Source organism: Herbiconiux sp., assembly GCF_004297105.1.
In the GTDB taxonomy this organism is placed as follows: Bacteria; Actinomycetota; Actinomycetes; order Actinomycetales; family Microbacteriaceae; genus Herbiconiux.
Genome location: NZ_SCVE01000014.1, coordinates 127,711 through 149,673, shown reverse-complemented (window position 1 = coordinate 149,673; position 21,963 = coordinate 127,711). Strand labels below are relative to the sequence as shown.

Here is a 21,963-nt window from a genome sequence, read left to right as displayed (position 1 = left end):
GAGAGGCGGAAGTGCCCTCTCCGAGCTATCCGGTGACGTCGGCCGAAGGGGTGTCGGCGGGCGCATCCGCCCCGCCGTCGAGACCGGGGCCCGCGTAGTCGGTGCCCAGCACGACCGTGAGATTGGCGCCAGGGAAGCTGGTGGAGAGTTCGACCGCTGCGCCCCCGAGCAATTGCGCCAGTCCGAGGGCAGCTGCCTCGTTCGCCGGGTCTTCGTAGTAGACGGTGGTGGTGGGGAAGTCGGTCTGGCTGGCATTCGCCATCGTGCCGATGCTCCAGCCCCCCGTGGTCGCCACCTCACCCACCCGGCCGGCGAGGCCGACGTTGTCGGTGCCGTTCAGGATGGTGACGGAGAGCGCGCCATCCGTGATGGGCGTGATCGTGGGCGTCGGGGTCGGAGTCTCGGAGGGAGCGGCCGACGAGGAGGAGCCGCCGCCGAAGGCATCCGTGAACTGGATGTTGTTGTTGATGACCGCGAGATACGTCACGCCGGCACCCACGAGCAGCACCGTGGCGAGCGCCGCCCAGGCGAACACGATCCAGCCGCGACCGCGCGGCTTGGGTCCGCGGTGGGCACCCACGCGCTCGGGGTGGGCGGGCAGTCGGTCGAAGCTGTCCTCGGGGAAACGTGACATGGAGGGGATGGTGTCCTAGTCGTCGCGCGACAGCAGTCGAGCGGATCGCGCGGCCTGCCGCGCCTCCCGCACCCGCTGAAGCCTCTTGATGAGCATCGGATCGTGCGCGAGAGCGGCCGGGGAGTCGATCAAAGCGCCGAGAAGTTGATAGTAGCGAGCGGATGAGAGCCCGAAGTCTTTGCGGATCGCCTGCTCCTTGGCACCCGCATGCCGCCACCAGCTGCGCTCGAAGGCGAGGATGCGGGTGTCGCGGTCGCTGAGCGGCCGGAAGCTCGGCGAGGGGATGGCTTCATCGCCCGTCGTGGACATGACCGCTCCCTTCCCGCTCGTCGTTTCCGACATCCTATTGGCGCGCACCTCAACGCCCGCCGAGTGCCGCGCCGGGGCGCGCTGCGCCTTTTCTGAGCATGCTGATGTGCGGGATGCCCGCCTCGATGTACTCCGCCCCGAACGGCTCGAATCCCACCCGTGCGTAGAGCGGGGCGATGTAGCTCTGGGCGTGCAGCAGCAGCGACTCGTGCCCGAACTGCTCGATCACCCGCCCGAGGAGCACCTGCGCGAGCCCCGTGCCCCGATGCGCCGGGTGCACGACAACGCGCCCGATCACCCGGTGCGCGTCGGCGTGCTCGGCCTCCGCATCGAACAACACGCGGAGGTAAGCAGCGATCTCTGCGGCACCGTCGGCGGTGGTGGTCTCGATCCAGCAGTGCAGCGTCTCGGGCTCGGCGTCGCGCCAGTCGAGCTCCGTCTCGTCGACGCCCTGCTCGACGAGGAACACGTCGGTGCGGAGTTTCAGGAAGGCGTAGAGCTCACGCGGGGTGAGCTCGCTCCAGCGCTTCTCGACGGGGGAATGGGCAGCCACCGTCCAGAGTTTACTGGGATGATTGTTGATCGATCCTCCGTCCCTCCCGAGCTCCAGGAGCACCCGCATGACCTATCAGGTTTCGAAGTCCGACGACGAATGGCGCAACGAGCTGTCGAGCGACGAGTTCGCCGTGCTGCGCGAGGCCGCCACGGAGCGCCCCTGGACGGGTGAACTGCTCGACGAGAGCCGCGAGGGCACGTACCGCTGCAAGGCCTGCTCGGCCGAGCTGTTCCTCAGCACCACCAAGTTCGACTCGCACTGCGGCTGGCCGAGCTTCTACGACGCGGCCGACAACGACGCGGTCGAACTCATCGAAGACCGCTCGCTCGGCATGCTGCGCACCGAGGTGCGCTGCGCCAACTGCGGCTCGCACCTCGGCCACCTCTTCGACGATGCCCCGCAGACGCCCACGGGCGACCGCTACTGCATGAACTCCGTCTCGCTCACCTTCGAAGCCGCGGAGTAGTGGTGGGCGCTGTCAAGGAGGCGATGCTCGCCCGTCGTTCGTCGTCGAAGGTGACGGATGCGGCCCCCACCCCGGCCGAGATCGCCGGCTTCGTGCAGGCCGCCGGCCAGCTCGCCGACCACAGCGGTCTGCGGCCGTGGCGCGTCATCGAGATCCGGGGAGACGCGCGCGATGTGCTCGGCGACTCCCTCGCGAAGGCCGACGGGGTGAAGAAGAAGCACGCCGAGAAGTATCGGGCGAAGGCGCGCCGCGCTCCTCTCGTGCTCGCGATCGTGGCGTCGATCCGCCCGAGCCACAAGGTTCCCGCGTGGGAGCAGGAGGCCGTGGCATCCGGTGTGGCGCACGGGCTCTCCCTGCTGCTCGACGACGAGGGCTGGGGCGTCTTCTGGCGCACCGGCGAGCTCACGCGCACCAAGGCCGTGCGCGCGGCGCACAAGCTGGAGAAGAACGAGGTGCTGCTCGGCTGGCTCTACGTGGGCGGGCTGCCGCTGCGGGGGCGCAAGGAGCGCGCGAAGTCGCGCATCCGGGTCTCCGACCACCTCTCGTCGCTCTGACCTGCCGCCGAGAGGGGCGTGCACGCGCGATAGCATGGGGGAACTGTGACTGAACTGGATCGAACTCCAGTCGACGACGACTCCTCCCTCCTCAGCGCACCGCAGGATCTGGATGACGGCCCCGCCGCCGTCTCCCGACTCAGCCCGGTGCGGCGTTCCCTTGCCATCGTGGCGCTCGCGCTCGGCGGCTTCGGCATCGGCGTGACCGAGTTCGTGTCGATGGGGCTGCTGCCGAACATCGCCCAGGATCTGCTGCCGGGGCAGTACGCGAGCAACCCCGCCGACGCGAATGCGACCGCGGGGCTGCTGATCTCTGCCTATGCGCTGGGTGTCGTCGTCGGCGCACCCACCATCGCCGCTCTCGCCGCACGCTGGCCGCGCAAGCGGCTGCTGCTCGTGCTCGTCGCGGTGTTCGTGCTGGGCAATCTGCTCTCCGCCGTGCTCCCCACGTTCGGCCTGGTGCTCGCGGCGCGCTTCTTCAGCGCCCTCCCCCACGGCGCCTACTTCGGTATCGCCTCACTCGTGGCCGCCTCGCTGATGGGGCCGGAGAAGCGGGCGCGCGGTGTGGCGTACGTTCTCGCGGGCTTGACCATCGCGAATGTGGTGGGCGTGCCGTTCGGCACCTCCATCGGTCAGCTCTACGGCTGGCGGAGCGCCTACCTGCTCGTCGCCGTCATCTTCACCGTCACGCTCGTGGCGATCGCCGTCACGGTGCCCTTCCACCCCGGTGACCCCCGGGCCACGCTGCGCAACGAGCTCTCGGCGTTCACCCGGCTGCAGGTCTGGCTCACGCTCATCGTGGGGTCGGTGGGCTTCGGAGGCGTGTTCGCGGTCTACACCTACGTGGCCCCTGTGGTCACCGATGTCGCGGGGCAGAGCCCGGGCTTCGTGCCGTGGGCGCTGGTCTCGTTCGGGGTCGGCATGACGGTGGGCAACTTCGTGGCCGGCTGGCTCACCGACCGCTCGGTGAAAAGGGCTCTCGTGATCAGCGTCTCGGGAGTCGGGGCCGCGGCTCTCGCGTTCGGTCTGTTCGCCCACACGGCGCCGGGCCTCATCATCACCCTGTTCTTCATCGGCCTCTTCGCCGGGTCGTGCGCCCCCGCCATCCAGACCCGGCTGATGGATGTCTCGCACAACGCGCAGTCCATCGCCGCCGCCCTGAATCACTCTTCGCTCAACATCGGAAACATGCTCGGTGCCCTGCTCGGCGGGGTGGCCATCGCGGCCAGCTTCGGTTACCTCGCGCCGGCGTTCGTGGGCGTGGGCATGGCCATCGTGGGCTTCGTGGTGCTGACGATCTCGTTCGCGGTCGACCGCTCGCGCGCCCGCATCCGCTGATCGAACGGCTGTGCGGGGTTCGCCCGGGCTAGGGTGAGGCCATGTCCGTCAGCGTGCGCCCCGCCGGTGTCGAGGATCTCGACGAACTCGCCCCGCTCTTCGATGCCTACCGCCAGTTCTACGGCAGCGAGAGCGATGTGCCCGCCGCGCGCGCCTACCTCGCCGCGCGGTTGCGCGCCGGCGAGTCGACCGTGCTGGTTGCGAACGGCGCCTCCGGCCCGCTGCTCGGGTTCACCCAGCTCTACCCGTCGTTCTGCTCACTGACGCTGGCGCCGATCTTCGTGCTCTACGACCTGTTCGTGAGCCCGGATGCGCGCGGTGCCGGCGTGGCCACCGCGCTGCTCGACGCCGCCCGCGAGCTCGGTCGGGCATCCGGATGCTCGCGCCTCGAACTCTCGACGGCGGTGACGAACGTCACGGCGCAGCGCCTGTACCTCGCTCACGGCTGGCAGCTCGACGAGGAGTACCTGCACTACGAACTCCCTCTTCCCGTGTCCTGAGCCGTTCCCGCTGCTCCAGTAGGATGCACGGGAACGAAAGGGTACCCATGGTTCGTCCCTTGGAGCAGAGCGCGTTGATCGACACGTATCGACGGTCGCGTGGTGGTGTGCCGAGCGCCTGGTACGGGCATGTGCCGTTCGGCAACTGGCTCACCACCACGACCAGGCCGCGCGTCGTGGTGGAGCTCGGCACCCATAACGGGGTCTCGTTCTCGTCGTTCTGCGACGCCGTCGCAGCCCACGACATACCGGCGACGTGCTTCGCCATCGACACCTGGCTAGGCGATCCTCAGGCCGGCGTGTACGGCGAAGAGGTATGGGCCGATTGGAGCCGTTTCTCCGCAGAGCACTACGGGCAGTTCGCCCGACTCCTGCGCGGCACCTTCGACGAAGCGCTGCCGGAGTTCGCCGACGGCTCGATCGACCTTCTGCACATCGATGGACTGCACACCTACGATGCCGTCAAACACGACTTTGACAGCTGGCTGCCGAAAATGTCTCCGCGCGGAGTGATCATCATGCACGACATCGCCGAGCGGCATGATGACTTCGGGGTCTGGCAGCTCTGGGAAGAGATCCAGGCGACGCATCCCACGTTCGCCTTCGAGCACGAGCACGGGCTCGGCGTGGTGGCGGCCGGCCCGGAGGCCCCCTCTTCGGTGCAGGCACTGGTGACTGCGGATGCGAACGAGACCACCGAGTGGCGAGCTCGCTTCGCGGCAGCAGGCGAGCGCATCCAGCTCGAAGAACTCGCCAACCAGCTCCACACCAAGGTCGCCACACTCGAAGGCAAGGTCACCGACCGGGAAGCTCAGCTCGCCGACGCCCACGCCAGCACGTCCTGGCGTGTCACGTCTCCCCTCCGCGCAGCAAGCCGCGCGCTTTCACGCCTACGCAGTCGCTAGGGCGTCGACAAACGGATGCACCCGGGGTGCACAGTCATTCGGAGCAGCGCGCTGTGCGCACCTCGTGCTGGACACAGTCGATTCCGTCGCCGGCGGTCAGATAAAACCAGCTCTCGTGTGCCTCAACTCGACTGGCGCGGGTGAATAGTTCTCGAGTCGGTCGGCGTTTCCATCAAGTGGTTTCTGGAGTGGGGCCGGCCACGGGACGCGGACCCGCAACTTCATCCCATTACCCCCCTCTTCGTGGCGTGCGCGGAACCGGCAGCCCAGCCACCGGTTGACGGCCAGCGTGTCCTCGCGCTCGAGCAGCCTCCTGGGGAACTTTTGCATGCCTCACCACCGACATGCCGAGGATGTCGGCTGTAGCGCCACGCATCGGCCGACCGGTCGATCCGCTTCTCGTTGAAGTCAAGAATCTCGCTTCCCGTTCGTTGGTGACGCTCAGCATGACGAATTGCCGCATCTGCGGCCCCAAGCTCCCTCTGAATGGTGTGCTGCTGCGACGACCACGCAGCCCATCTTCGTCGTGCAGGAGCAACCCACGCCGGGGCTCCGCAGATCCTGATCTGACGTATTGGTGTGTCGTCGGTGACCGACCCTGCGATGACGATGCGCGAGCCAGCGTAGTCTCCTTGGGAGGAGCAGCGCTGGCCGAGTGGCACCCATTCCGCAACGCCGGCATCGTCGATTGGGTGCTATCGCACGGCACCTCTCGGAACCGTGCGAGGTGATCCGAGAGCTCCCATTCGGGCTGGCGAAACATCACGGGTGGTGGTTCCGGCTTGTCACCTGGATGACTGTCCCGAGCGGCAGAAGGCTGATCAGACACCACCATGACCCCCGAGTACTCGCGACGGTCGCGTGGTCTCGCATGGTTGAGCAGACCGGGTCACGGCGGCAGAGGCGGCAAGCATGGGAGCGCTGCCGTGCCAGGGAGCGACCCGGCCGAACGCCGAGCGCAGTGGTGGGCGGAGGAAAAGCGAGGGGCCCCCGCGGACTCCTCCGAAGAGAAGACCCCGAGGGCCCGCGTCACTCGGCCTAGTTGGCCAGGGCTGGGCTAGTGCCCGCCTTGATCCCCAATCCGGTCGGAATGATCTGGTTGCCTGGCGAATAATATGTCCACAGGCCGCCTGTGTTCGCCACGAAGGCGATCTCGTACCCACCCGTCTGCATCGCGGCGACGCTCGGGCTCGTGCCCGGTGTCATCCCTAGTCCGACCGCGGCGTTGGGTGCTCCGACCCCGGTAGTCCACAGGCCGCCATTGTTGTCCTGGAACGCGACAACATAGTTTCCGCCGCTATTCAGTGATGCGACGCTCGGGCTCGTGTCAGCTCCCATTCCGAGGCCGGTGACGTTGATCGCCACACCCGGAACGTAGGTGGCGAGGTTCCCTCCGTTGGCCTGGAAAGCCATGGCGAACGTCCCGTTGGCCAGTGCGGCGACTGATGGGCTGGTGCCCGCCTTCATCCCAAGCCCCGTCGGCTGGCTGCCAGCGAACGTCGAGTACCAGTGCAGATTCCCGCTGGACTCCTGGAACGCGACAACGATCTCACCGCTGGAAGCCCGAGCGATCGACGGGCTCGTGCCGGGTTTCATTCCCAGCCCGAAGCTCTGCGAGATACCAGCGGACGGCGAATACAGGTAGAGGTTGTTGGCCCCGCTCGCCTGGAACGCGATCTCATACCCGTTGTTCGGCAACGCCACAATCGACGGGCTCGTTCCTGCGGCCATGCCCAATCCGGTTCCGATGGCACCAGCTCCTGGTGAGTACTGCCAGAGGTGCCCGGTGTTGTCTTGGAACGCGACCACGTAGCTGCCGTTAGTCAGTCGCGCGACCGAAGGGCTAGTCCCTGGTGCCACGCCGAGACCGAGACCGCCCATGCCGCTCGGCGAGTACGTCCACAGGTTGCCTGCCGTGTCTTGGAAGACCGTCCGGTTGATCGGAGTAGGGATGGGCGGCGGTGCCGGCGTGTTCGTCACGCTGAGCTGCCCCGAAGCGCCATTGAGGTCGACGTGGACATGATTGCATGTGTCGCTGAATTCGATGAGTCGGTAGGGGGGCTGCTGCCCGTCCGAACTGAGGATGGACGCGAGCGACGTTCCTCCTCGGCAGTTTGACTGCCCTACCCGAGTGTTCTGCGGCATGAACACGTTGAGGAACTTGATGAGATCTAAGGAACGAGCGTTCGATCCATCTACGCTCACTCCTCCCACTTGGCCGAAGTCAACTGCGTACGCAGCGGGTAGGTGGCAGTGGTTCGGGCTGGCATTACTTCCCGTGCACGTGTATTGGCCGTCGTTCGCGCACCACCGGTTGATGTCGTTGACCTGCGCTGAGCCCCAGTTCCTGACCACCACCACGAGCATCTGCAGGATTCTCGTGTCGATCTGACATTTGGAATCTGCAGGCATCGTCCCGTTGGCGATGGGCACGATCTCGTTGTTGATGATGTCCGGGTTGTTCGCCGTCAGAGCGTTATTGTTCAACAGCTCCTGCGCCAAGACACTGGGTGTCGACGATACGTTCACGCATGGGCTCGTGCACTGCGTTACCGCATTGGCGGCTGTCGCTGGTATCAGCGCGAACATCAGCCCAAATACCGCGACCGCGGTCACGACAACTTGCCTAAATCTTTTCAATTTTCCCCCCGAGCTAGTGACTACAGGACATTCCTAGCGGTACTTGTTGACGACACGCAATGGAAATTTTGAAGTTTCCCTACGGCTGACGAATACCGCTAGAGTCACCGTGAACGGCAGGGGGTTCAGACGATGATCAAGCACTCGAGATGTCGACCGGTGACAACAATTTCGGCAGCGCTGGGCGGCGTGATGCTGGTCTCCTTGTTGTCTGCATGCGTCGGAGGAACCCTCGAAGCCGGCGCGACATCGAGTGTCAGCGCTTCCCCCAGCCCGAGCTCGAGCGCTGCGGCCGCAGGTGCGCCGACCGTGACTGGTGGACCTTCGGCGACGCCTGCAACAGCTGAACCCGGCGCCCCCGAGCAGTCCCAACCAGGCACCCCCGCCCAGGCACCAATCGCACCCGCCCAGGACGACCGGACCGCCCAGGTACGTCAAGCATGCTCAGACCTGGACGCTGCAATGCGGCAAGGAACCAACGACTGGGCTGGCGTTCGCTCCCGCGCCGCCGCCGCCGCCCAAGATGCCGCGACTGCAGATTCCCGATGGTCGGCGACCGCAACCGACATGGCGTCTCTTGCCTCGGCACCAACGCTCACAAACTCATCAACCAGTCAGGAAGTCAACTCATACTTCTCAGCCGTGTCCGCGGTCATAGCGGACTGCAAGACCGCCGGGGTCGAGCTCCCCGAATCCTGAATGCTGCACAGGTGTCTGACAACAGAGAGGACCCTCAGCCCGAGCTGTGAGGACAGAGCCACTAGCTCTGTGGTAGCCGTTAGCTGCTCGGTTTAGTGCAGCTCAGAGGAACCTAACGCGATATCTTATGGATTCGCGAGCAACGAAGCTCTTGCGAATCTCGCGAATGGCTTTGACCTCAATGCCACTCCGAGAAGCGACGCCATGATCGTCACGAGTGGTTGATCTGTACTCATACAGTGCACCTGCAACGGGAGGACAGGCTGGGCGCACTTGTCCACGTCGGGTACGAATAACGGATCGCCAGTCTCAACCCAGGCGAAAAGCACATCTCCGCGACCTCCTTCGCCCTCGACTTCACGCGGCACACGACTACCCGCGGACGTTCTTGCTCTGAGAGTTCAGCTTTGAAGACGTGCCGACTCGGCACATGATCTTCATCATCGGTCGCTTCGGTTGCACAGGGGGCATCGAGGTAACCCTCACCAGCCGCTCAATGGCCTCGGAAACCGCGATCTGGAGTTGTGCCGCTTCGCCATGCTCCCGCTGCTTCCTCCTTCGACGCCAATAGTCGATGAGCGCGGTAGGAAGAATGCTTCCGGCTGCACACACGGTGCCGGCGATCACAAAGCCCCAGTTAACTTACTGCGGCCAGTCGCCGGAGACGCAAACAACAACGCCGCACCCGGCACACCGGAACCGTTGAGGACGGCCGGCACCCACACAACATTGTCGTGCGTCCAATCGATGCGTGGTGAAGACGCGGAATAGGTAAGTCCCACGTTCTCATGCCCGGCAGCTTGACGCCGCTCGTCAGAGTCGCGACGCCGTCGGTCTCGCCTGCAGCCCTTTGTCGCGAAAACCGTGAGTAGAACGTGAGAAGCCCGGAATCCGACGGCTGCCCGCGAGCAGATCTGCTAGATCCCGGGCCAAGACGGGCCGGCCACGGGACTCGAACCCGTAACCCCCGCTTTACAAGAGCGGTGCGCTACCAATTGCGCCAGGCCGGCTGGTGGTGGAACACCCCATTGTAGCCATGAGCGCACACGCGTCGTGCGCCCGCGGCCCGGCCTCGATCAGCTCGCGGGAGTCGGCGTCGGCGTGGCGGTGGAGGTGCTGTAGGCCTCGTTCGCGACCTGCACCACGAACGCGGAGAACGCGGAAGCGTCGGTGAGCGAGCCGCTGTACTTCTGGCCGTTCACGAGAACGGTGGGTGTGCCCGTGACAGCCAGGTTGTCGGTGCCGGGGAGCGGGCCCTGCAACGCGCGGGAGGTCGCATCCGCCACCCAGCCGTTGTAGGTCTTGTCATCGATACAGCTGTTGATGGCCGTCTGGTCGGTGACCCCCGCCTCACCCACGAGGCTCTTCAGCTTGTCGTTGTCGAGGCCTTCGGTGTTCTCAGCCGGCTGGTTCGAGAAGAGCAGCCCGTTGAACGCCCAGTACTGGTCGGGCGCGTAGTTCGCCACACAGGCCGCGGCATTCGCCGCACGGGTGGAGTACTTCGTGCCTAGAGATGAGCGGTCGAGGATCGACAGCGGGTGGATCTCGACCGTCGCGGCGCCGGAGGTGATCCACTCGCCCATCTGGGAGTTGTTGGTGGTCTCGAACTGGCCGCAGTAGGGGCACATGTAGTCGACGTACACGCGGATGTCGACGGCTCCGGATGCGGGGTCGACCACCGTGGGCACGGGATCGGCGCCGGCCTCGAGAGCAGGGGTGGTGGCGGCCACGAAACCCGTGCCGATCTGGATGCCGTCGCTCGCCATGTTGGCGGGGCCGGGGCCCGCGGGCTTGTTGACCGTCCAGGGTGAGAACGGGACGAAGAGCCCCCCGATGCCGACGACGATCAGCAGAACCACCACGGAGAGCGACGTGATGAGGATGGCGCGGTTGCGCGTGTCCTTCTTGCGCTGCTCTTCGCGGAGCTGCTTGGCCTTCTCCCGTGCGGCTTCACGACGCTGGTTCTTCGAGACGCGAGAGTCTCCTGATCCGGGTGTGGTCATGCGAGGGTGCTCCGAGTGCTTCTGAGGGTGGGCGCGGTACGCCGGGAGGGCGGGGACGGGTCACAGGGTAACGCCCGCGACCCCTCAAGAATAGTAGGAAGGCTTTCTGGGAGCCGACCGTGCGATAATGTCCCTCGGGTCTCCGACGACGCAGGCCCGGTTTCATCCATCACAACGGATCGTCCGGCACGTACCTGCCGGTGAAGGAGTAATGAATCATGGCATCCGTCACTTTCGACAAAGCCTCCCGCATCTACCCGGGTTCCACCCGCGCCTCGGTAGACAAGCTCGACCTCGAGGTCGCCGACGGCGAGTTCCTCGTGCTCGTCGGCCCCTCCGGCTGCGGCAAGTCCACCTCGCTGCGCATGCTCGCCGGCCTCGAAGAGGTCAACGAGGGCCGCATCCTCATCGGCGACCGCGATGTCACCGACATCCCGCCGAAAGACCGCGACATCGCGATGGTGTTCCAGAACTACGCCCTCTACCCGCACATGACCGTGGCCGAGAACATGGGCTTCGCGCTCAAGATCGCGGGCGTCGGCAAAGACGAGCGGGCCACCCGCGTTCTCGAGGCCGCCAAGCTGCTCGACCTGGAGCCCTACCTCAGCCGCAAGCCGAAGGCCCTCTCCGGTGGTCAGCGTCAGCGCGTCGCCATGGGCCGCGCCATCGTGCGCCAGCCCCAGGTGTTCCTGATGGACGAGCCGCTGTCGAATCTCGACGCCAAGCTCCGCGTGCAGACCCGCACCCAGATCGCGTCGCTCCAGCGCCGCCTCGGCGTCACCACGGTCTACGTCACGCACGACCAGACCGAGGCGCTGACCATGGGCGACCGCATCGCGGTTCTGAAAGACGGCATCCTGCAGCAGGTCGGCACCCCGCGCGACCTCTACGAGAAGCCCAACAACGTGTTCGTGGCCGGCTTCATCGGCAGCCCCGCGATGAACCTGTTCCACGCCGACCTCACCGACACCGGTGTGAAGTTCGGAACCTCCGTGGTGCCGGTCGACCGCGAGACGCTCGCGTCGTCCACCACCACCAGCGCCACCATCGGTGTGCGACCCGAAGACATCGTGCTCTCCTCGACGCCCGGCGAGGGTCTCGAGGTCGTCGTCGACCTGATCGAAGAGCTCGGCGCCGACGGCTACCTCTACGGTCACTCCGAGATCGAGGGCAAGCGCACCGACATCGTCACCCGCGTCGACGGCCGCTCGCACCCCTTCGTGGGCGACAAGGTCTACCTCACGGCCGCGCCGAACCACGTGCACCTGTTCGACCTGGAGACCGGCGAGCGCCTCGGCAACAGGGCCGTCGTCAGCTAGCTGATCGCATTCATCCGCATCGACTCTGCCGTGGCCCGCGAAGCCACGGCAGAGCCGTTTCGGCCCCGAACGCTCCCGCCATCCGCACCTCGATCAGGACGTCACCATGAGCGCATCCCTCACCATCACCTCGGCCACCGCCGACCCCGCACTCCTCGACCTCCCGTGGGATCGGCCCCTCGATGACTGGCCCGACGAGTACATCGCCGCGCTCCCGAAGGGCATCTCGCGCCACCTCGTCCGGTTCGCGCACCTCTCGGGGCACGTGATCGCCATCAAGGAGACCACCGACGAGATGGCCAAGCGCGAATACGAGATGCTGCGCACTCTGCAGCGCCTCGACGTTCCGTGCGTCGAACCGCTCGCGGTCATCACCAACCGTCAGAGCCCGGATGGCGAGCCCCTGCAGTCGGCCCTGGTCACGCGGCACCTGAAGTTCTCGCTGCCCTACCGTGCCCTGTTCTCGCAGATGCTGCGCCCCGACACGGCCACGCGACTCGTCGACGCCCTCGCGGTGCTGCTCGTGCGCCTGCACGTCATCGGCTTCTTCTGGGGCGACGTGTCGCTCTCGAACACCCTGTTCCGGCGTGACGCGGGCGCCTTCGCCGCCTACCTCGTCGATGCCGAGACCGGCCAGCTCTACGATGGCCTCTCGAACGGGCAACGGGAGAACGACCTCGAGATCGCGCGCGTCAACATCGCGGGCGAGCTGATGGATCTGGAGGCCGGCGGCCGGGTCGACGAAGAGCTCGACCCCATCACCGTGTCGAACGGCATCGTGGCGGCCTACCGATCGCTCTGGAAGGAGCTCACCGGCTCCGAATCGTTCTCCTCCTCCGAACGGTGGCGCATCAACAAGCGGGTCGACCGCCTCAACGATCTCGGTTTCGACATCGAAGAACTCGCCATCAAGACCACCGAGGGCGGCACCACCGTGCGCATCCAGCCCAAGGTGGTGGATGCGGGCCACCACCAGCGTCGTCTGCTCCGGCTCACCGGGCTCGACGCCCAGGAGAATCAGGCCCGGCGCCTGCTCAACGACCTCGACTCCTACACGGTGCGGTTCGGCCGCAAGGAGTTCGATGAGGAGATGGTGGCGCACGACTGGCTGGCCAAGGTGTTCGAGCCCGTCATCCGGGCCATTCCGCGCGACCTGCGGGGCAAGCTCGAGCCGGCGGAGATCTTCCATCAGCTGCTCGAGCACCGGTGGTTCATGAGTCAGGACCAGAGTCGCGACGTGCCGCTGGCCGAGGCGCTGTCGTCGTACGTCGACACGATCCTCCGCCACCGGCGCGACGAGGCCACCGTGATCGAGCCTCCCACCGAGTCGATCACGCTGCCGATCGCGGTGGCGACCGACGACGAGACCGACTGGCGGCTCACCGTCTGAGCACGCGCCCATTCTGACCCTGCGCGCCGGTCATGCGCGGCGCGGTCGGTCAGAACGGGCGCGAGCGGCGGCTACTTCTTCTTCGCGAGCCGCTGGCGGGCGATCTCGTACAGGGTGACGGATGCGGCGATGCCCGCGTTCAGCGACTCGGTGCCCGACGAGATCGGGATCGACACGATCGCATCGCAGGTCTCGGTGACGAGGCGCGAGAGCCCCTTGCCCTCGTTGCCGACGACGACCACGATCGGTCCGGAGGCGAAGTCGAGGCCCGGCAGGTCGACATCCCCGCCACCATCGAGCCCCACCACGAACACGCCCGCGGCTTTGAAGGCCTTCAGCGTCTGCGTGAGGTTCGAGGCCATCGCCACGGGGGTCTTGGCCGCGGCGCCCGCCGAGGTCTTCCACGCTGCTGCGGTGACTCCCACCGAGCGGCGCTGAGGCACGATCACGCCGTGCCCGCCGAACGCGGCGGTGGAGCGGATGATGGCACCCAGGTTGCGCGGATCGGTGATGCCGTCGAGCGCCACGAAGAGCGGCTTCTGCCCCTTGCGCAGCACGTCGTCGAGCAGCGTCTCGGGGTGCGCGTACTCGTACGGCGGCACCTTGAGCGCGAGCCCCTGGTGCACGGAGTCGTGGCCGGTGAGGCGATCGAGCTCGGGCCGCATGACCTCCATCACGGGGATGCCGCGCTTGGTGGCGATGGAGAGCGCCTCCTTCACCCGCTCGTCGACCTCGACCCGGAACGCCACATAGAGGGCGGTGGCGGGGATGCGGGCGCGAAGCGCCTCGACCACGGAGTTGCGGCCGGTGACGATCTCGCTGTCATCGGTCTTCTTCACCCGGCGTGCGGGAGCATTGCGGGCTGCGGGGCCACCGGGGGTCTGCAGGTCGCGGTCGCGCGAACGCTCCCCCGTCGAGCGAGCGCCGGGGCGGCCTTTTCCGCCGGCCGCCGCGTAGCGCTCACGCGCCGCCTTGGCCTTGCCCGCGGGGTGGTAGGGCCGGTCCTCAGCTTTGGGCGTGGGCTTCTTGCCCTCGAGGGCCTGGCGGCCCTGCCCCCCCGAACCGACGGCCTTGCTGCCCTTGGTTCCCCTGCGTACGGCGCCGGCCCGTGAAGGGCGGCCCGTTCCTGATTTAGCCATCGAGACTCCAGTGCGCGCCTGTGGGCGTGTCTTCTATCGAGATTCCGGCCTGTCCGAGTTCGTCTCGGATGCGGTCCGCTGTAGCGAAGTCGCGGCCCTTGCGTGCCGTCTCCCGGTCGGAGACGAGGCGTTCGACCAGCGTAGCGAGTGCACGGTCGGCCCCGCTGAGGTTCTGCCCCGACCATTCGGGGGCGAGCGGGTTGATTCCGAGCACATCGGTCATCGCCAGCACCTGACCGAGGAGGGACGCGGCCTCCGCGAAGTCCTCGTCGTCGAGGGCGGCGTTGCCGGCCCGAACGGTCTCGTGGATCACCGCGATGGCCTGGGGAACACTGAGGTCGTCGTCCATGGCCTCGCGGAACGCATCCGGGATCGCGTGTTCCTCGGTGCCCGCGAAGCGGGTGTCGGCGAGACGACGTTCGGCGCGCTCGAGGAAGCCCTCGATGCGCGACACGGCGGCTTCGGCCTCGGCGAGCGCGCCCTCGTGGTACTCGAGCGTCGAGCGGTAGTGGGCGGCGCCGAGGTAGTAGCGCAGAACCACGGGCCGTGCGGCCGCGATGAGATCGGCGGCGAACACCGAGTTGCCCAGCGACTTCGACATCTTCTGGCCGGTGATGGCCACGAGGCCGTTGTGCAGCCAGTAGTTGGCGAACGGGTCTCCGGCCGCGTGCGACTGTGCGAGCTCGTTCTCGTGGTGCGGGAAGCGCAGGTCGAGACCGCCGCCGTGGATGTCGAACTGGGCACCGAGGTACTTGGTGCTCATGGCGGAGCATTCGATGTGCCATCCGGGGCGGCCCGCGCCCCAGGGGCTGTGCCAGGCCGCACTGAGCGGCTCGCCGGCCTTGTGGCCCTTCCAGAGTGCGAAGTCGCGCACATCCTTCTTGCCGCGGGAGTCGGAGTCGGCCGCGGGAGCCATGTCGTCGAGTTTCTGGTTGGTGAGCGCGCCGTACTGCGGCCAGCTCACGGTGTCGAAGTAGACGTCACCGGATGCGTCATCGGCGGCATAGGCGTGACCGCGCTCGATCAGGCGCGCGATGATGGCCTGCATCTCGGGAATGCTCGCCGTGGCGCGCGGCTCGTACGTGGGAGGGAGCACGCCGATGGCGTTGTAGGCGGCCGTGAACTCGAGCTCGACACGGTAGGCCAAGGCCCACCACTCCTCGGGGCGACCCTGGGCGGCGCTCTCGGCGGCATTGATGAGGATCTTGTCGTCGATGTCGGTGACGTTGCGCACGAAGGTCACCGCGTAGCCGCTGTGGGTGAGCCATCGCCGAAGCTGGTCGTAGGCGAGCGCGGACCGGAGGTGCCCGATGTGAGGCGCCGACTGCACCGTGGGCCCGCACACGTAGATCCCGACCTTGCCGGGAACGATCGGCGTGAAGTCGAGGAGCGCGTGGGCTTTCGAGTCGTAGAGGCGCAGAGTCACTGAGCAATTGTAGCGGTGCTGGTTGCTGGCGGGTGTGATGCCGCCTTGCGGCGTCACACCCGCGCAGCCTCACCAAGACGAGTACGGCCCCCTGTTCTCGTTCGCATGGCCGGTGTAACTATGCAAATGGAGAAGAGCGGCGCCGTATTTGGGGTAGGTCTGCTTTTCTCACGTAGTTACGCCTGGAACGTGAGGAGAGCCGTGGCTATTGCTTGCACGCCCTCTGCACGGCCCGTGAAGCCGAGGCCGTCGGAGGTGGTGGCCGATACGGAGACCGGGGCGCCGAGGAGGGCCGTGAGGGCCGCATCCGCTTCGGCCTTGCGGGGGGCGAAACGCGGAGTGGCGGCGATGAGTTGCACCGAGACGTTCACGACGCCGTAGCCGGCCTCGGCGAGCAGGGCGCGCGTGCGGGTGAGGAAGACGTCGCCGTGCGCACCGTCGAGGGCCGGATCGTCGGTGCCGAAGCGGCTGCCGATGTCGCCGAGACCTGCGGCTCCCAAGAGCGCGTCGCAGATGGCGTGCGCCACGGCGTCTCCGTCGCTGTGCCCGGCCAGACCCGGTTCATCGGGCCAGAACAGCCCGGCCAGCCACAGGGGTGCCGCGGGGTCGTAGGCGTGCACGTCGACCCCGATGCCGGTGCGGAGCGCGGGAACATCAGCGGCCATAGTCGTTCTCCGGATGTGGTCTTCGGCCCGCACGAGGTCGTCGGCGGTGGTGATCTTGAACGATCGGGCATCGCCCGGCACGATGGCCACCGGATGCCCGGCCGCCCGCACCACCGAGGTGTCGTCGGTGGCATCGGCCGCAGCTGTGGCGTGCGCCTCCCGGAGGACGCTCATCGGGAATCCCTGAGGAGTCTGCACGGCGGAGAGCCGACTGCGGTCGACAGGGCCGTCGACCCGGCCGTCGGCCTCGATCGCGACCACGGTGTCGGTGACAGGGAGTCCGGGGATGACCCCGCCGCCCGTCTCGCGCACGGCGGCGACGACGCGGTCGAAGACCTCGGGCGGTGTGAACGCGCGCGCGGCGTCATGGATCAGCACCACGTCGACACCCTCGCCGAGGGCCTCGAGGCCCGCAGCCACGGAGAGCTGGCGGGTGGCACCTCCGGCGACCACCTGCGCGGCGACCCCGAGCGGTTCGAGAGTGGCACGAGCCTCAGCCACGAGGTCGGAGGGCACCACGACCACGAGTTCGCACGGTTCCGACATGCCGCGAACGGAATCGATCGACCACGAGAGGATGCTGCGCCCCTCGATCGGCACGAACGCCTTCGGGCGCACATGACCGAGCCTCGAGCCGGAACCCGCGGCCACGATCACCACAGCGACCGACGGAGTGCTCCCCATGGTCGTTGCCGAAAGAGCGGCTAGGAGGCCAGCACCTCGTCGAGAACCAGCGAGGCCTTCTCCTCGTCGGTCTTCTCGGCGAGAGCGAGCTCGGAGATGAGAATCTGGCGCGCCTTCGCGAGCATGCGCTTCTCACCGGCCGAGAGACCACGGTCTTGGTCGCGGCGCCACAGGTCGCGCACGACCTCGCTCACCTTGATGACGTCGCCCGAGGCGAGCTTCTCGAGATTCGCCTTGTAGCGACGGGACCAGTTCGTGGGCTCTTCGGTGAACGGCGCACGCAGAACCTCGAACACCTTGTCGAGGCCCTCACGGCCGATGACATCACGCACACCGACGAGATCGACGTTGTCGGCAGGCACCTCGATGGTGAGGTCGCCTTGCGTCACACGGAGTTTGAGGTAGATCTTCTCTTCGCCTTTGATGACCCGGGTCTTCACCTCGGAGATCGTCGCGGCTCCGTGGTGGGGGTAAACGACAGTTTCGCCAACCTCAAAAAGCATGAATGGATGTCCTTCCGTGACCTCAAGGATACCACAGGGGGCATGTGGTAAGGGTTGCCTAACCGCCCGGGGCCCCGTCGCTCGTTGTAGGCTGAACTCAAAGCGTTTACGACTCTGGAGGGTCTTGTGAGAGCTCGGTTCGCGGCATCCGTCCTGGTGCTCGGTCTGGTCGGATTCGGCACCGCGGGGTGCGCGTTCATCACCCCTCAGGCCACCACCGAGATCGTGGAGACGTCCGACGGCGTGAATGCCGACATCGGCAGCGTCGCCATCCGCAACGCCACGCTGATCTCCGACGACGGCCAGCTGGCGAGCCTGCTCGTGTCGTTCGTCAACACGGGCGAAGGTGCGCAGCAGCTGACCGTGCAGTACGAAGACGAGATCACCGGCAAGCGCGTGACCCAGAAGGTGTTCATCGACGAAGGCACCACGAGTTTCGGCGCCAAGGGCACCGAGCAGATCCTGCTGAAGAACGTCACGGCGCCCGGCAGCCTCTTCCCCGTCTACTTCCAGTACGGCGACGTGTCGGGCAAGCAGATCATGGTGCCGGTGCTCAACACCTCGCTGCCCGAGTACGACGGCCTGGCGCCCACCCCGACGCCCACGGCCACGCTGTTCCCCGCGCCGTAGCCCGCCGAGGCGAGCCCGCCGAGGCCGGCCCGCCCGAAGGCGTCAGCCTTCGAAGCGGTAGCCGAGTCCGCGCACCGTCACGAGCAGCTCCGGCTCCGACGGCGTCTTCTCGATCTTCGAGCGGATGCGCTTGATGTGCACGTCGAGGGTCTTCGTGTCGCCGAAGTAGTCGCTCCCCCAGACCCTGTCGATCAGCTGGCCACGGGTCAGCACGCGACCGGCGTTGCGCAGCAACAGTTCGAGCAGCTCGAACTCCTTGAGCGGCATGGCCACCTCTTTGCCGTTCACCGCGACGGTGTGGCGCTCCACATCCATCGAGACGGGGCCCGCCTTCAGCAGCGGCTCCGCGCCGTCGAGCACCTCGAGCTGACGCCGCATGACCGCACGGATGCGCGCGAGCAGCTCCCGGGTGGAGTACGGCTTCGTCACGTAGTCGTCGGCGCCGAGCTCCAGGCCGACCACGATGTCGATCTCCGAGTCCTTCGCGGTGAGCATGATGATCGGCACCGAGGAGCGAGTGCGGATCTCCCGGCACACCTCGGTGCCCGGGATGCCGGGGATCATGAGGTCGAGCAGGATGATGTCGACGCCTCCGCGGTCGAACTCGCTGATGGCACTCGGGCCGTCGGGCGCGACCGTGACCCCGTAACCCTCCCGCCGCAGCAGGTAGCTGAGCGGCTCACTCAGGGCGGCTTCGTCCTCGACGAGCAGGATGTGGGTCATCGTTTCTCTCCTTGCGGGGCCACGGAGTCCGAGGAGGCCTCGGGCAGCCGGATGGTGAATGTGGAACCTTGGCCGACCTGCGACCACGCGCGGATGTCGCCACCGTGGTTCTGCACGACGTGCTTGACGATGCTGAGCCCGAGCCCGGTACCGCCCGTGTTGCGGGAGCGGGCCTGGTCGACGCGGAAGAACCGCTCGAACACGCGCGGCAGGTCGTCATCCGGGATGCCGATGCCCTGGTCAGTGACCGCGAGCTCCACCACCCCGTCGGTGTGGTGCACGCCGATGCCGATGCGCGAGCGGTCGGGCGAGTACTGGATGGCGTTGGCCACCAGGTTGTTCACCGCGAGGGTCAGCAGTGTCTCGTCGCCGATCACCTCGACGTGCTTCGAGCCGCCGACGGCGAGCGTCATGCCCCGCGCATCCGCGATCACGTGGTTCTGGTCGAGGGCCGCCGAGACGACGGCGCTCATGTCGATGCGCTTGGCCGTGGCGAGCACGTCGGTGGCCTGCAGACGGGAGAGCTCGATGATCTCTCGGGTGATCTGCGAGAGCCGATTGGCCTCGGTGCCGACCTGCTTGGCGAAACGGCGCACCTGTGCCGGGTCGTCGGATGCTACATCCAACGCCTCGGACAGCAGCGAGATCGCGCCGATCGGTGTCTTCAACTCGTGGGAGATGTTCGCGATGAAGTCGCGCCGGGTCTCCTCGAGCCGGTAGGCCTCGGTGCGGTCTTCGGCGAGCACGAGCACGTATCGACTGCCGAGGCGCGCCACCTGCACCTCGAGGTGGATGCTCGCCTCACCGAACGGGCCGCGAGCGAGAGTGACCTCCTGGTTGACCGGCTCCCCGGTGCGGCGCACCTCGACCACGAGCTCGGCGATCTCGTCGTGGGCGAGGATCTGGTTGGCCACGAGACCGTACGTGTAGACGGCCGTGGAGGCCTTGACCACGTTGTTCGACGGGTCGAGCACGAGGCCGGCGAAGTCGATGGCGTCGATGACCTGGTCGATGCCGTCGGGCACCGACGACGAGACGATCGACATCGCATTGTTTCCTCGCCGTTCAACGGCATGGAGCAGGATGACGAATCCGGCTCCGACGGTGAGGCCGAGTGCGACGGAGAACAGCACCAGCCAGCCTGTTTCCATGAGAACTACACTAATGAGTTCACGATGCCTCAGAGCCCCGGTTCTGAGCACTCCGCCGTCGCTTCCATGACTGTTCAACTGCGGGGCACCTCGCGTTAACCTGGTGCCACGAGGATTGACACGTCGGCTGCCGATCGCGGCGACGATCGCGCGCACGTGAGTTCCGTGTCCGCCGTACCCTAGAAAGGACCCACACGCATGCGTGAGGTATTCCAGCAAGAGCTGCGCGAGGTTCAAGAACGACTCGTCGAGATCTCTGAGCTCGTGACGATCGCGATCACCAACGCGACCACCGCGTTCAACGAATCGAACGTCACGCTCGCCGAGACGGTGATCGCCGAAGACCCCAAGATCGACGCCCTGGCGTCGAGCCTCGACGAACTGGCCATCGGCATCCTGGCCCTGCAGCAGCCCGTCGCCCGCGACCTGCGCATCGTGGTCACCGCGCTGCGGGTGAGTGCCTCGCTCGAGCGGATGGGCGACATCGCCGAGCACATCGCCCAGCTGGCGCGCTACCGCTACCCCGACAAGGTCGTGAAGAAGAGCCTGCGCCAGACCTTCGCCGAGATGGGTCGCCTCGACGTGGAGATCTCGAAGAAGCTCACCGTGCTGCTGCGCACCGAAGACGTGCAGCTGGCCGACGAGATGCGCAACGACGACGACCGCATCGACGAGCTGCATGTGAGCGTCTTCGACGCCGTGCTCGGCTCGCACTGGAAGGGCGAAGCCGTCGACACCGTCGACGTCACGCTCGCGTCGCGGTACCACGAGCGCTTCGCCGACCACGCGGTCTCGATCGCCAAGAAGGTGCAGTACCTCGCCACGGGCGAATGGCCCGGCACCACCGCCAACGCGTAGGCGGCGTCATCCGCTGTTCACCAAGAGGGCCCCGGCCTCCTCTTACGAGGGGCCGGGGCCTTCGGCGTTGCTGCTACTTCTTGCCCTGGGCGGCCACTGCGGCGGCGCCGGCGGCGGCGGCTTCGGGGTCGAGGTACTCGGCCGGGCCGAGGGGCACGAACGAGGCATCCAGCTTGTAGACGAGCGGGATGCCCGTGGGGATGTTGAGCTCGGCGATGTCGTCGTCGGAGATGCCGTCGAGGTGCTTCACGAGCGCGCGGAGCGAGTTGCCGTGCGCGGTGACCAGAACGGTCTTGCCGAGGGCGAGGTCTGCGGTGATGTCGCTCTCCCAGTAGGGCAGCATCCGGTCGATCACGTCTTTCAGGCACTCGGTGCGGGGCACGGCGTCGCCGAGGTCGGCGTAGCGCGGGTCGCCCACCTGGGAGTACTGGTCGTCGTCGGCGATCGGCGGCGGCGGTACGTCGAACGAGCGACGCCAGGTCTGGAACTGCTCGGGGCCGTACTCGGCGAGGGTCTGCGCCTTGTCTTTGCCCTGGAGGGCGCCGTAGTGGCGCTCGTTGAGGCGCCAGGAGCGCTTCACGTCGATCCACGAACGATCGGCCACGGCGAGCGCGAGCTCGGCGGTGCGGATGGCGCGGGTGAGGCGCGACGTGTAGAGGATGTCGGGCAGGATCCCCGATTCCGCGAGCAGCTCGCCGGCGCGCGTGGCCTCGGCGACGCCCTGGTCGCTGAGCTGCACGTCGACCCAGCCGGTGAACAGGTTCTTCTGGTTCCAGTCGCTGTTGCCGTGGCGCAGCAGGATGAGGGTGTAAGGCTCTGTTGGCATGCTCTCATCCTATTGGGGCGTGATCGGCCGAGACCGCGTGATTGG

21 protein-coding genes and 1 tRNA gene are annotated in these 21,963 nt (G+C 66.8%); 9 read left to right on the top strand and 13 right to left on the bottom strand.

Translation table 11 applies throughout. The features are described 5' to 3' along the window. Positions 1 to 25: 25 nt before the first annotated feature. From EPO52_RS12205 to EPO52_RS12195, 3 genes are read right to left on the bottom strand one after another with little or no spacing between them, the layout of a single operon-like run. A complete protein-coding gene (locus tag EPO52_RS12205; protein WP_290806806.1) occupies positions 26 to 634 on the bottom strand; it encodes a LytR C-terminal domain-containing protein in 609 nt (202 codons plus the stop codon). Between the two features lie 15 nt (positions 635 to 649). Then, positions 650 to 943 (bottom strand): DUF3263 domain-containing protein, encoded by a 294-nt coding sequence (locus EPO52_RS12200; RefSeq protein WP_290806803.1) that lies wholly within the window; start codon positions 941 to 943, stop codon positions 650 to 652. 49 nt (positions 944 to 992) lie between these two features. Beyond that, positions 993 to 1,496 (bottom strand): GNAT family N-acetyltransferase, encoded by a 504-nt coding sequence (locus EPO52_RS12195; protein WP_290806800.1) that lies wholly within the window; start codon positions 1,494 to 1,496, stop codon positions 993 to 995. A gap of 67 nt (positions 1,497 to 1,563) precedes the next feature. Between EPO52_RS12195 and msrB the strand changes: the two genes are divergently transcribed. Genes msrB through EPO52_RS12170 form a run of 5 tightly spaced genes read left to right on the top strand, consistent with a single transcriptional unit; the run spans position 1,564 to position 5,262 of the window. Further along, positions 1,564 to 1,965: a peptide-methionine (R)-S-oxide reductase MsrB gene (msrB, locus tag EPO52_RS12190; protein WP_290806797.1), complete on the top strand. Its 402-nt coding sequence runs from the start codon at positions 1,564 to 1,566 to the stop codon at positions 1,963 to 1,965. Positions 1,966 to 1,988: 23 nt separating this feature from the next. After that, positions 1,989 to 2,519: a nitroreductase family protein gene (locus EPO52_RS12185; RefSeq protein WP_290806858.1), complete on the top strand. Its 531-nt coding sequence runs from the start codon at positions 1,989 to 1,991 to the stop codon at positions 2,517 to 2,519. Between the two features lie 45 nt (positions 2,520 to 2,564). Further along, complete coding sequence (locus EPO52_RS12180) at positions 2,565 to 3,857, top strand: MFS transporter (RefSeq protein ID WP_363340189.1); 1,293 nt, start codon at positions 2,565 to 2,567, stop codon at positions 3,855 to 3,857. A gap of 41 nt (positions 3,858 to 3,898) precedes the next feature. After that, complete coding sequence (locus tag EPO52_RS12175; RefSeq protein WP_290806794.1) at positions 3,899 to 4,357, top strand: GNAT family N-acetyltransferase; 459 nt, start codon at positions 3,899 to 3,901, stop codon at positions 4,355 to 4,357. A gap of 47 nt (positions 4,358 to 4,404) precedes the next feature. After that, the gene (locus EPO52_RS12170) at positions 4,405 to 5,262 is read left to right on the top strand and encodes a class I SAM-dependent methyltransferase (protein WP_290806791.1); all 858 of its coding nucleotides are present in this window, start codon (positions 4,405 to 4,407) and stop codon (positions 5,260 to 5,262) included. 1,038 nt (positions 5,263 to 6,300) lie between these two features. Here EPO52_RS12170 and EPO52_RS12165 read toward each other — a convergent pair. From EPO52_RS12165 to EPO52_RS12155, 3 genes are all read right to left on the bottom strand, one after another. Next, positions 6,301 to 7,878 carry a hypothetical protein gene (locus EPO52_RS12165; protein ID WP_290806788.1) on the bottom strand — a complete coding sequence of 526 codons (1,578 nt, stop codon included), beginning with the start codon at positions 7,876 to 7,878 and terminating at the stop codon, positions 6,301 to 6,303. A gap of 1,660 nt (positions 7,879 to 9,538) precedes the next feature. Further along, a tRNA-Thr gene (locus EPO52_RS12160) sits at positions 9,539 to 9,611 on the bottom strand. 66 nt (positions 9,612 to 9,677) lie between these two features. Next, the gene (locus EPO52_RS12155) at positions 9,678 to 10,604 is read right to left on the bottom strand and encodes a thioredoxin domain-containing protein (RefSeq protein ID WP_290806785.1); all 927 of its coding nucleotides are present in this window, start codon (positions 10,602 to 10,604) and stop codon (positions 9,678 to 9,680) included. A gap of 218 nt (positions 10,605 to 10,822) precedes the next feature. Here EPO52_RS12155 and ugpC point away from each other — a divergent pair, with 218 nt between their 5' ends. Together ugpC and EPO52_RS12145 are read left to right on the top strand one after the other, a co-directional pair. Then, positions 10,823 to 11,923 carry a sn-glycerol-3-phosphate ABC transporter ATP-binding protein UgpC gene (gene ugpC / locus EPO52_RS12150; protein WP_290806782.1) on the top strand — a complete coding sequence of 367 codons (1,101 nt, stop codon included), beginning with the start codon at positions 10,823 to 10,825 and terminating at the stop codon, positions 11,921 to 11,923. Positions 11,924 to 12,029: 106 nt separating this feature from the next. Next, complete coding sequence (locus EPO52_RS12145) at positions 12,030 to 13,313, top strand: DUF4032 domain-containing protein (protein WP_290806780.1); 1,284 nt, start codon at positions 12,030 to 12,032, stop codon at positions 13,311 to 13,313. 71 nt (positions 13,314 to 13,384) lie between these two features. On the opposite strand, the gene rlmB is transcribed toward EPO52_RS12145, so the two are convergent. The 4 genes from rlmB to EPO52_RS12125 form a co-directional block, all read right to left on the bottom strand. Beyond that, positions 13,385 to 14,452: a 23S rRNA (guanosine(2251)-2'-O)-methyltransferase RlmB gene (gene rlmB, locus EPO52_RS12140; RefSeq protein ID WP_290806777.1), complete on the bottom strand. Its 1,068-nt coding sequence runs from the start codon at positions 14,450 to 14,452 to the stop codon at positions 13,385 to 13,387. Next, on the bottom strand, positions 14,445 to 15,878 hold the full coding sequence (cysS, locus tag EPO52_RS12135; protein ID WP_290806774.1) for a cysteine--tRNA ligase: 1,434 nt from the start codon (positions 15,876 to 15,878) through the stop codon (positions 14,445 to 14,447). The genes rlmB and cysS overlap by 8 nt, the downstream gene beginning before the upstream one ends. 176 nt (positions 15,879 to 16,054) lie before the next feature. After that, entirely contained in the window at positions 16,055 to 17,227 is a 1,173-nt protein-coding gene (gene ispD / locus EPO52_RS12130; RefSeq protein ID WP_290806771.1) for a 2-C-methyl-D-erythritol 4-phosphate cytidylyltransferase, read from the bottom strand. A gap of 20 nt (positions 17,228 to 17,247) precedes the next feature. Further along, positions 17,248 to 17,730, bottom strand: coding sequence for a CarD family transcriptional regulator (locus EPO52_RS12125; protein ID WP_066040922.1), 483 nt, complete (start codon positions 17,728 to 17,730; stop codon positions 17,248 to 17,250). Positions 17,731 to 17,856: 126 nt separating this feature from the next. On the opposite strand from EPO52_RS12125, the gene EPO52_RS12120 reads away from it, so the two are divergent. After that, positions 17,857 to 18,360 (top strand): hypothetical protein, encoded by a 504-nt coding sequence (locus EPO52_RS12120; RefSeq protein ID WP_290806764.1) that lies wholly within the window; start codon positions 17,857 to 17,859, stop codon positions 18,358 to 18,360. Positions 18,361 to 18,402: 42 nt separating this feature from the next. Here EPO52_RS12120 and EPO52_RS12115 read toward each other — a convergent pair whose 3' ends face one another. Then, positions 18,403 to 19,083 carry a response regulator transcription factor gene (locus tag EPO52_RS12115; RefSeq protein ID WP_290806761.1) on the bottom strand — a complete coding sequence of 227 codons (681 nt, stop codon included), beginning with the start codon at positions 19,081 to 19,083 and terminating at the stop codon, positions 18,403 to 18,405. Beyond that, positions 19,080 to 20,234, bottom strand: a complete 1,155-nt coding sequence (locus tag EPO52_RS12110; protein ID WP_290806758.1) for an ATP-binding protein — start codon at positions 20,232 to 20,234, stop codon at positions 19,080 to 19,082. The genes EPO52_RS12115 and EPO52_RS12110 overlap by 4 nt, the downstream gene beginning before the upstream one ends. Before the next feature lie 198 nt (positions 20,235 to 20,432). On the opposite strand from EPO52_RS12110, the gene phoU reads away from it, so the two are divergent. Next, positions 20,433 to 21,092, top strand: coding sequence for a phosphate signaling complex protein PhoU (gene phoU, locus EPO52_RS12105; protein WP_290806755.1), 660 nt, complete (start codon positions 20,433 to 20,435; stop codon positions 21,090 to 21,092). A gap of 73 nt (positions 21,093 to 21,165) precedes the next feature. Here the strand turns inward: phoU and EPO52_RS12100 are convergent, their stop codons facing one another. After that, on the bottom strand, positions 21,166 to 21,918 hold the full coding sequence (locus EPO52_RS12100; protein ID WP_290806752.1) for a phosphoglyceromutase: 753 nt from the start codon (positions 21,916 to 21,918) through the stop codon (positions 21,166 to 21,168). Between the last annotated feature and the right edge of the window lie 45 nt (positions 21,919 to 21,963).

Coding starts and splice junctions, on each gene's coding strand:
- EPO52_RS12200 (WP_290806803.1), bottom strand. CDS start 943: ATGTCCACGACGGGCGATGAAGCCATCCCCTCGCCGAGCTTCCGGCCG.
- EPO52_RS12205 (WP_290806806.1), bottom strand. CDS start 634: ATGTCACGTTTCCCCGAGGACAGCTTCGACCGACTGCCCGCCCACCCC.
- EPO52_RS12125 (WP_066040922.1), bottom strand. CDS start 17,730: ATGCTTTTTGAGGTTGGCGAAACTGTCGTTTACCCCCACCACGGAGCC.
- ugpC (WP_290806782.1), top strand. CDS start 10,823: ATGGCATCCGTCACTTTCGACAAAGCCTCCCGCATCTACCCGGGTTCC.
- EPO52_RS12170 (WP_290806791.1), top strand. CDS start 4,405: ATGGTTCGTCCCTTGGAGCAGAGCGCGTTGATCGACACGTATCGACGG.
- rlmB (WP_290806777.1), bottom strand. CDS start 14,452: ATGGCTAAATCAGGAACGGGCCGCCCTTCACGGGCCGGCGCCGTACGC.
- EPO52_RS12155 (WP_290806785.1), bottom strand. CDS start 10,604: ATGACCACACCCGGATCAGGAGACTCTCGCGTCTCGAAGAACCAGCGT.
- ispD (WP_290806771.1), bottom strand. CDS start 17,227: ATGGGGAGCACTCCGTCGGTCGCTGTGGTGATCGTGGCCGCGGGTTCC.
- EPO52_RS12110 (WP_290806758.1), bottom strand. CDS start 20,234: ATGGAAACAGGCTGGCTGGTGCTGTTCTCCGTCGCACTCGGCCTCACC.
- msrB (WP_290806797.1), top strand. CDS start 1,564: ATGACCTATCAGGTTTCGAAGTCCGACGACGAATGGCGCAACGAGCTG.
- phoU (WP_290806755.1), top strand. CDS start 20,433: ATGCGTGAGGTATTCCAGCAAGAGCTGCGCGAGGTTCAAGAACGACTC.
- EPO52_RS12145 (WP_290806780.1), top strand. CDS start 12,030: ATGAGCGCATCCCTCACCATCACCTCGGCCACCGCCGACCCCGCACTC.
- EPO52_RS12115 (WP_290806761.1), bottom strand. CDS start 19,083: ATGACCCACATCCTGCTCGTCGAGGACGAAGCCGCCCTGAGTGAGCCG.
- EPO52_RS12100 (WP_290806752.1), bottom strand. CDS start 21,918: ATGCCAACAGAGCCTTACACCCTCATCCTGCTGCGCCACGGCAACAGC.
- EPO52_RS12185 (WP_290806858.1), top strand. CDS start 1,989: ATGCTCGCCCGTCGTTCGTCGTCGAAGGTGACGGATGCGGCCCCCACC.
- EPO52_RS12175 (WP_290806794.1), top strand. CDS start 3,899: ATGTCCGTCAGCGTGCGCCCCGCCGGTGTCGAGGATCTCGACGAACTC.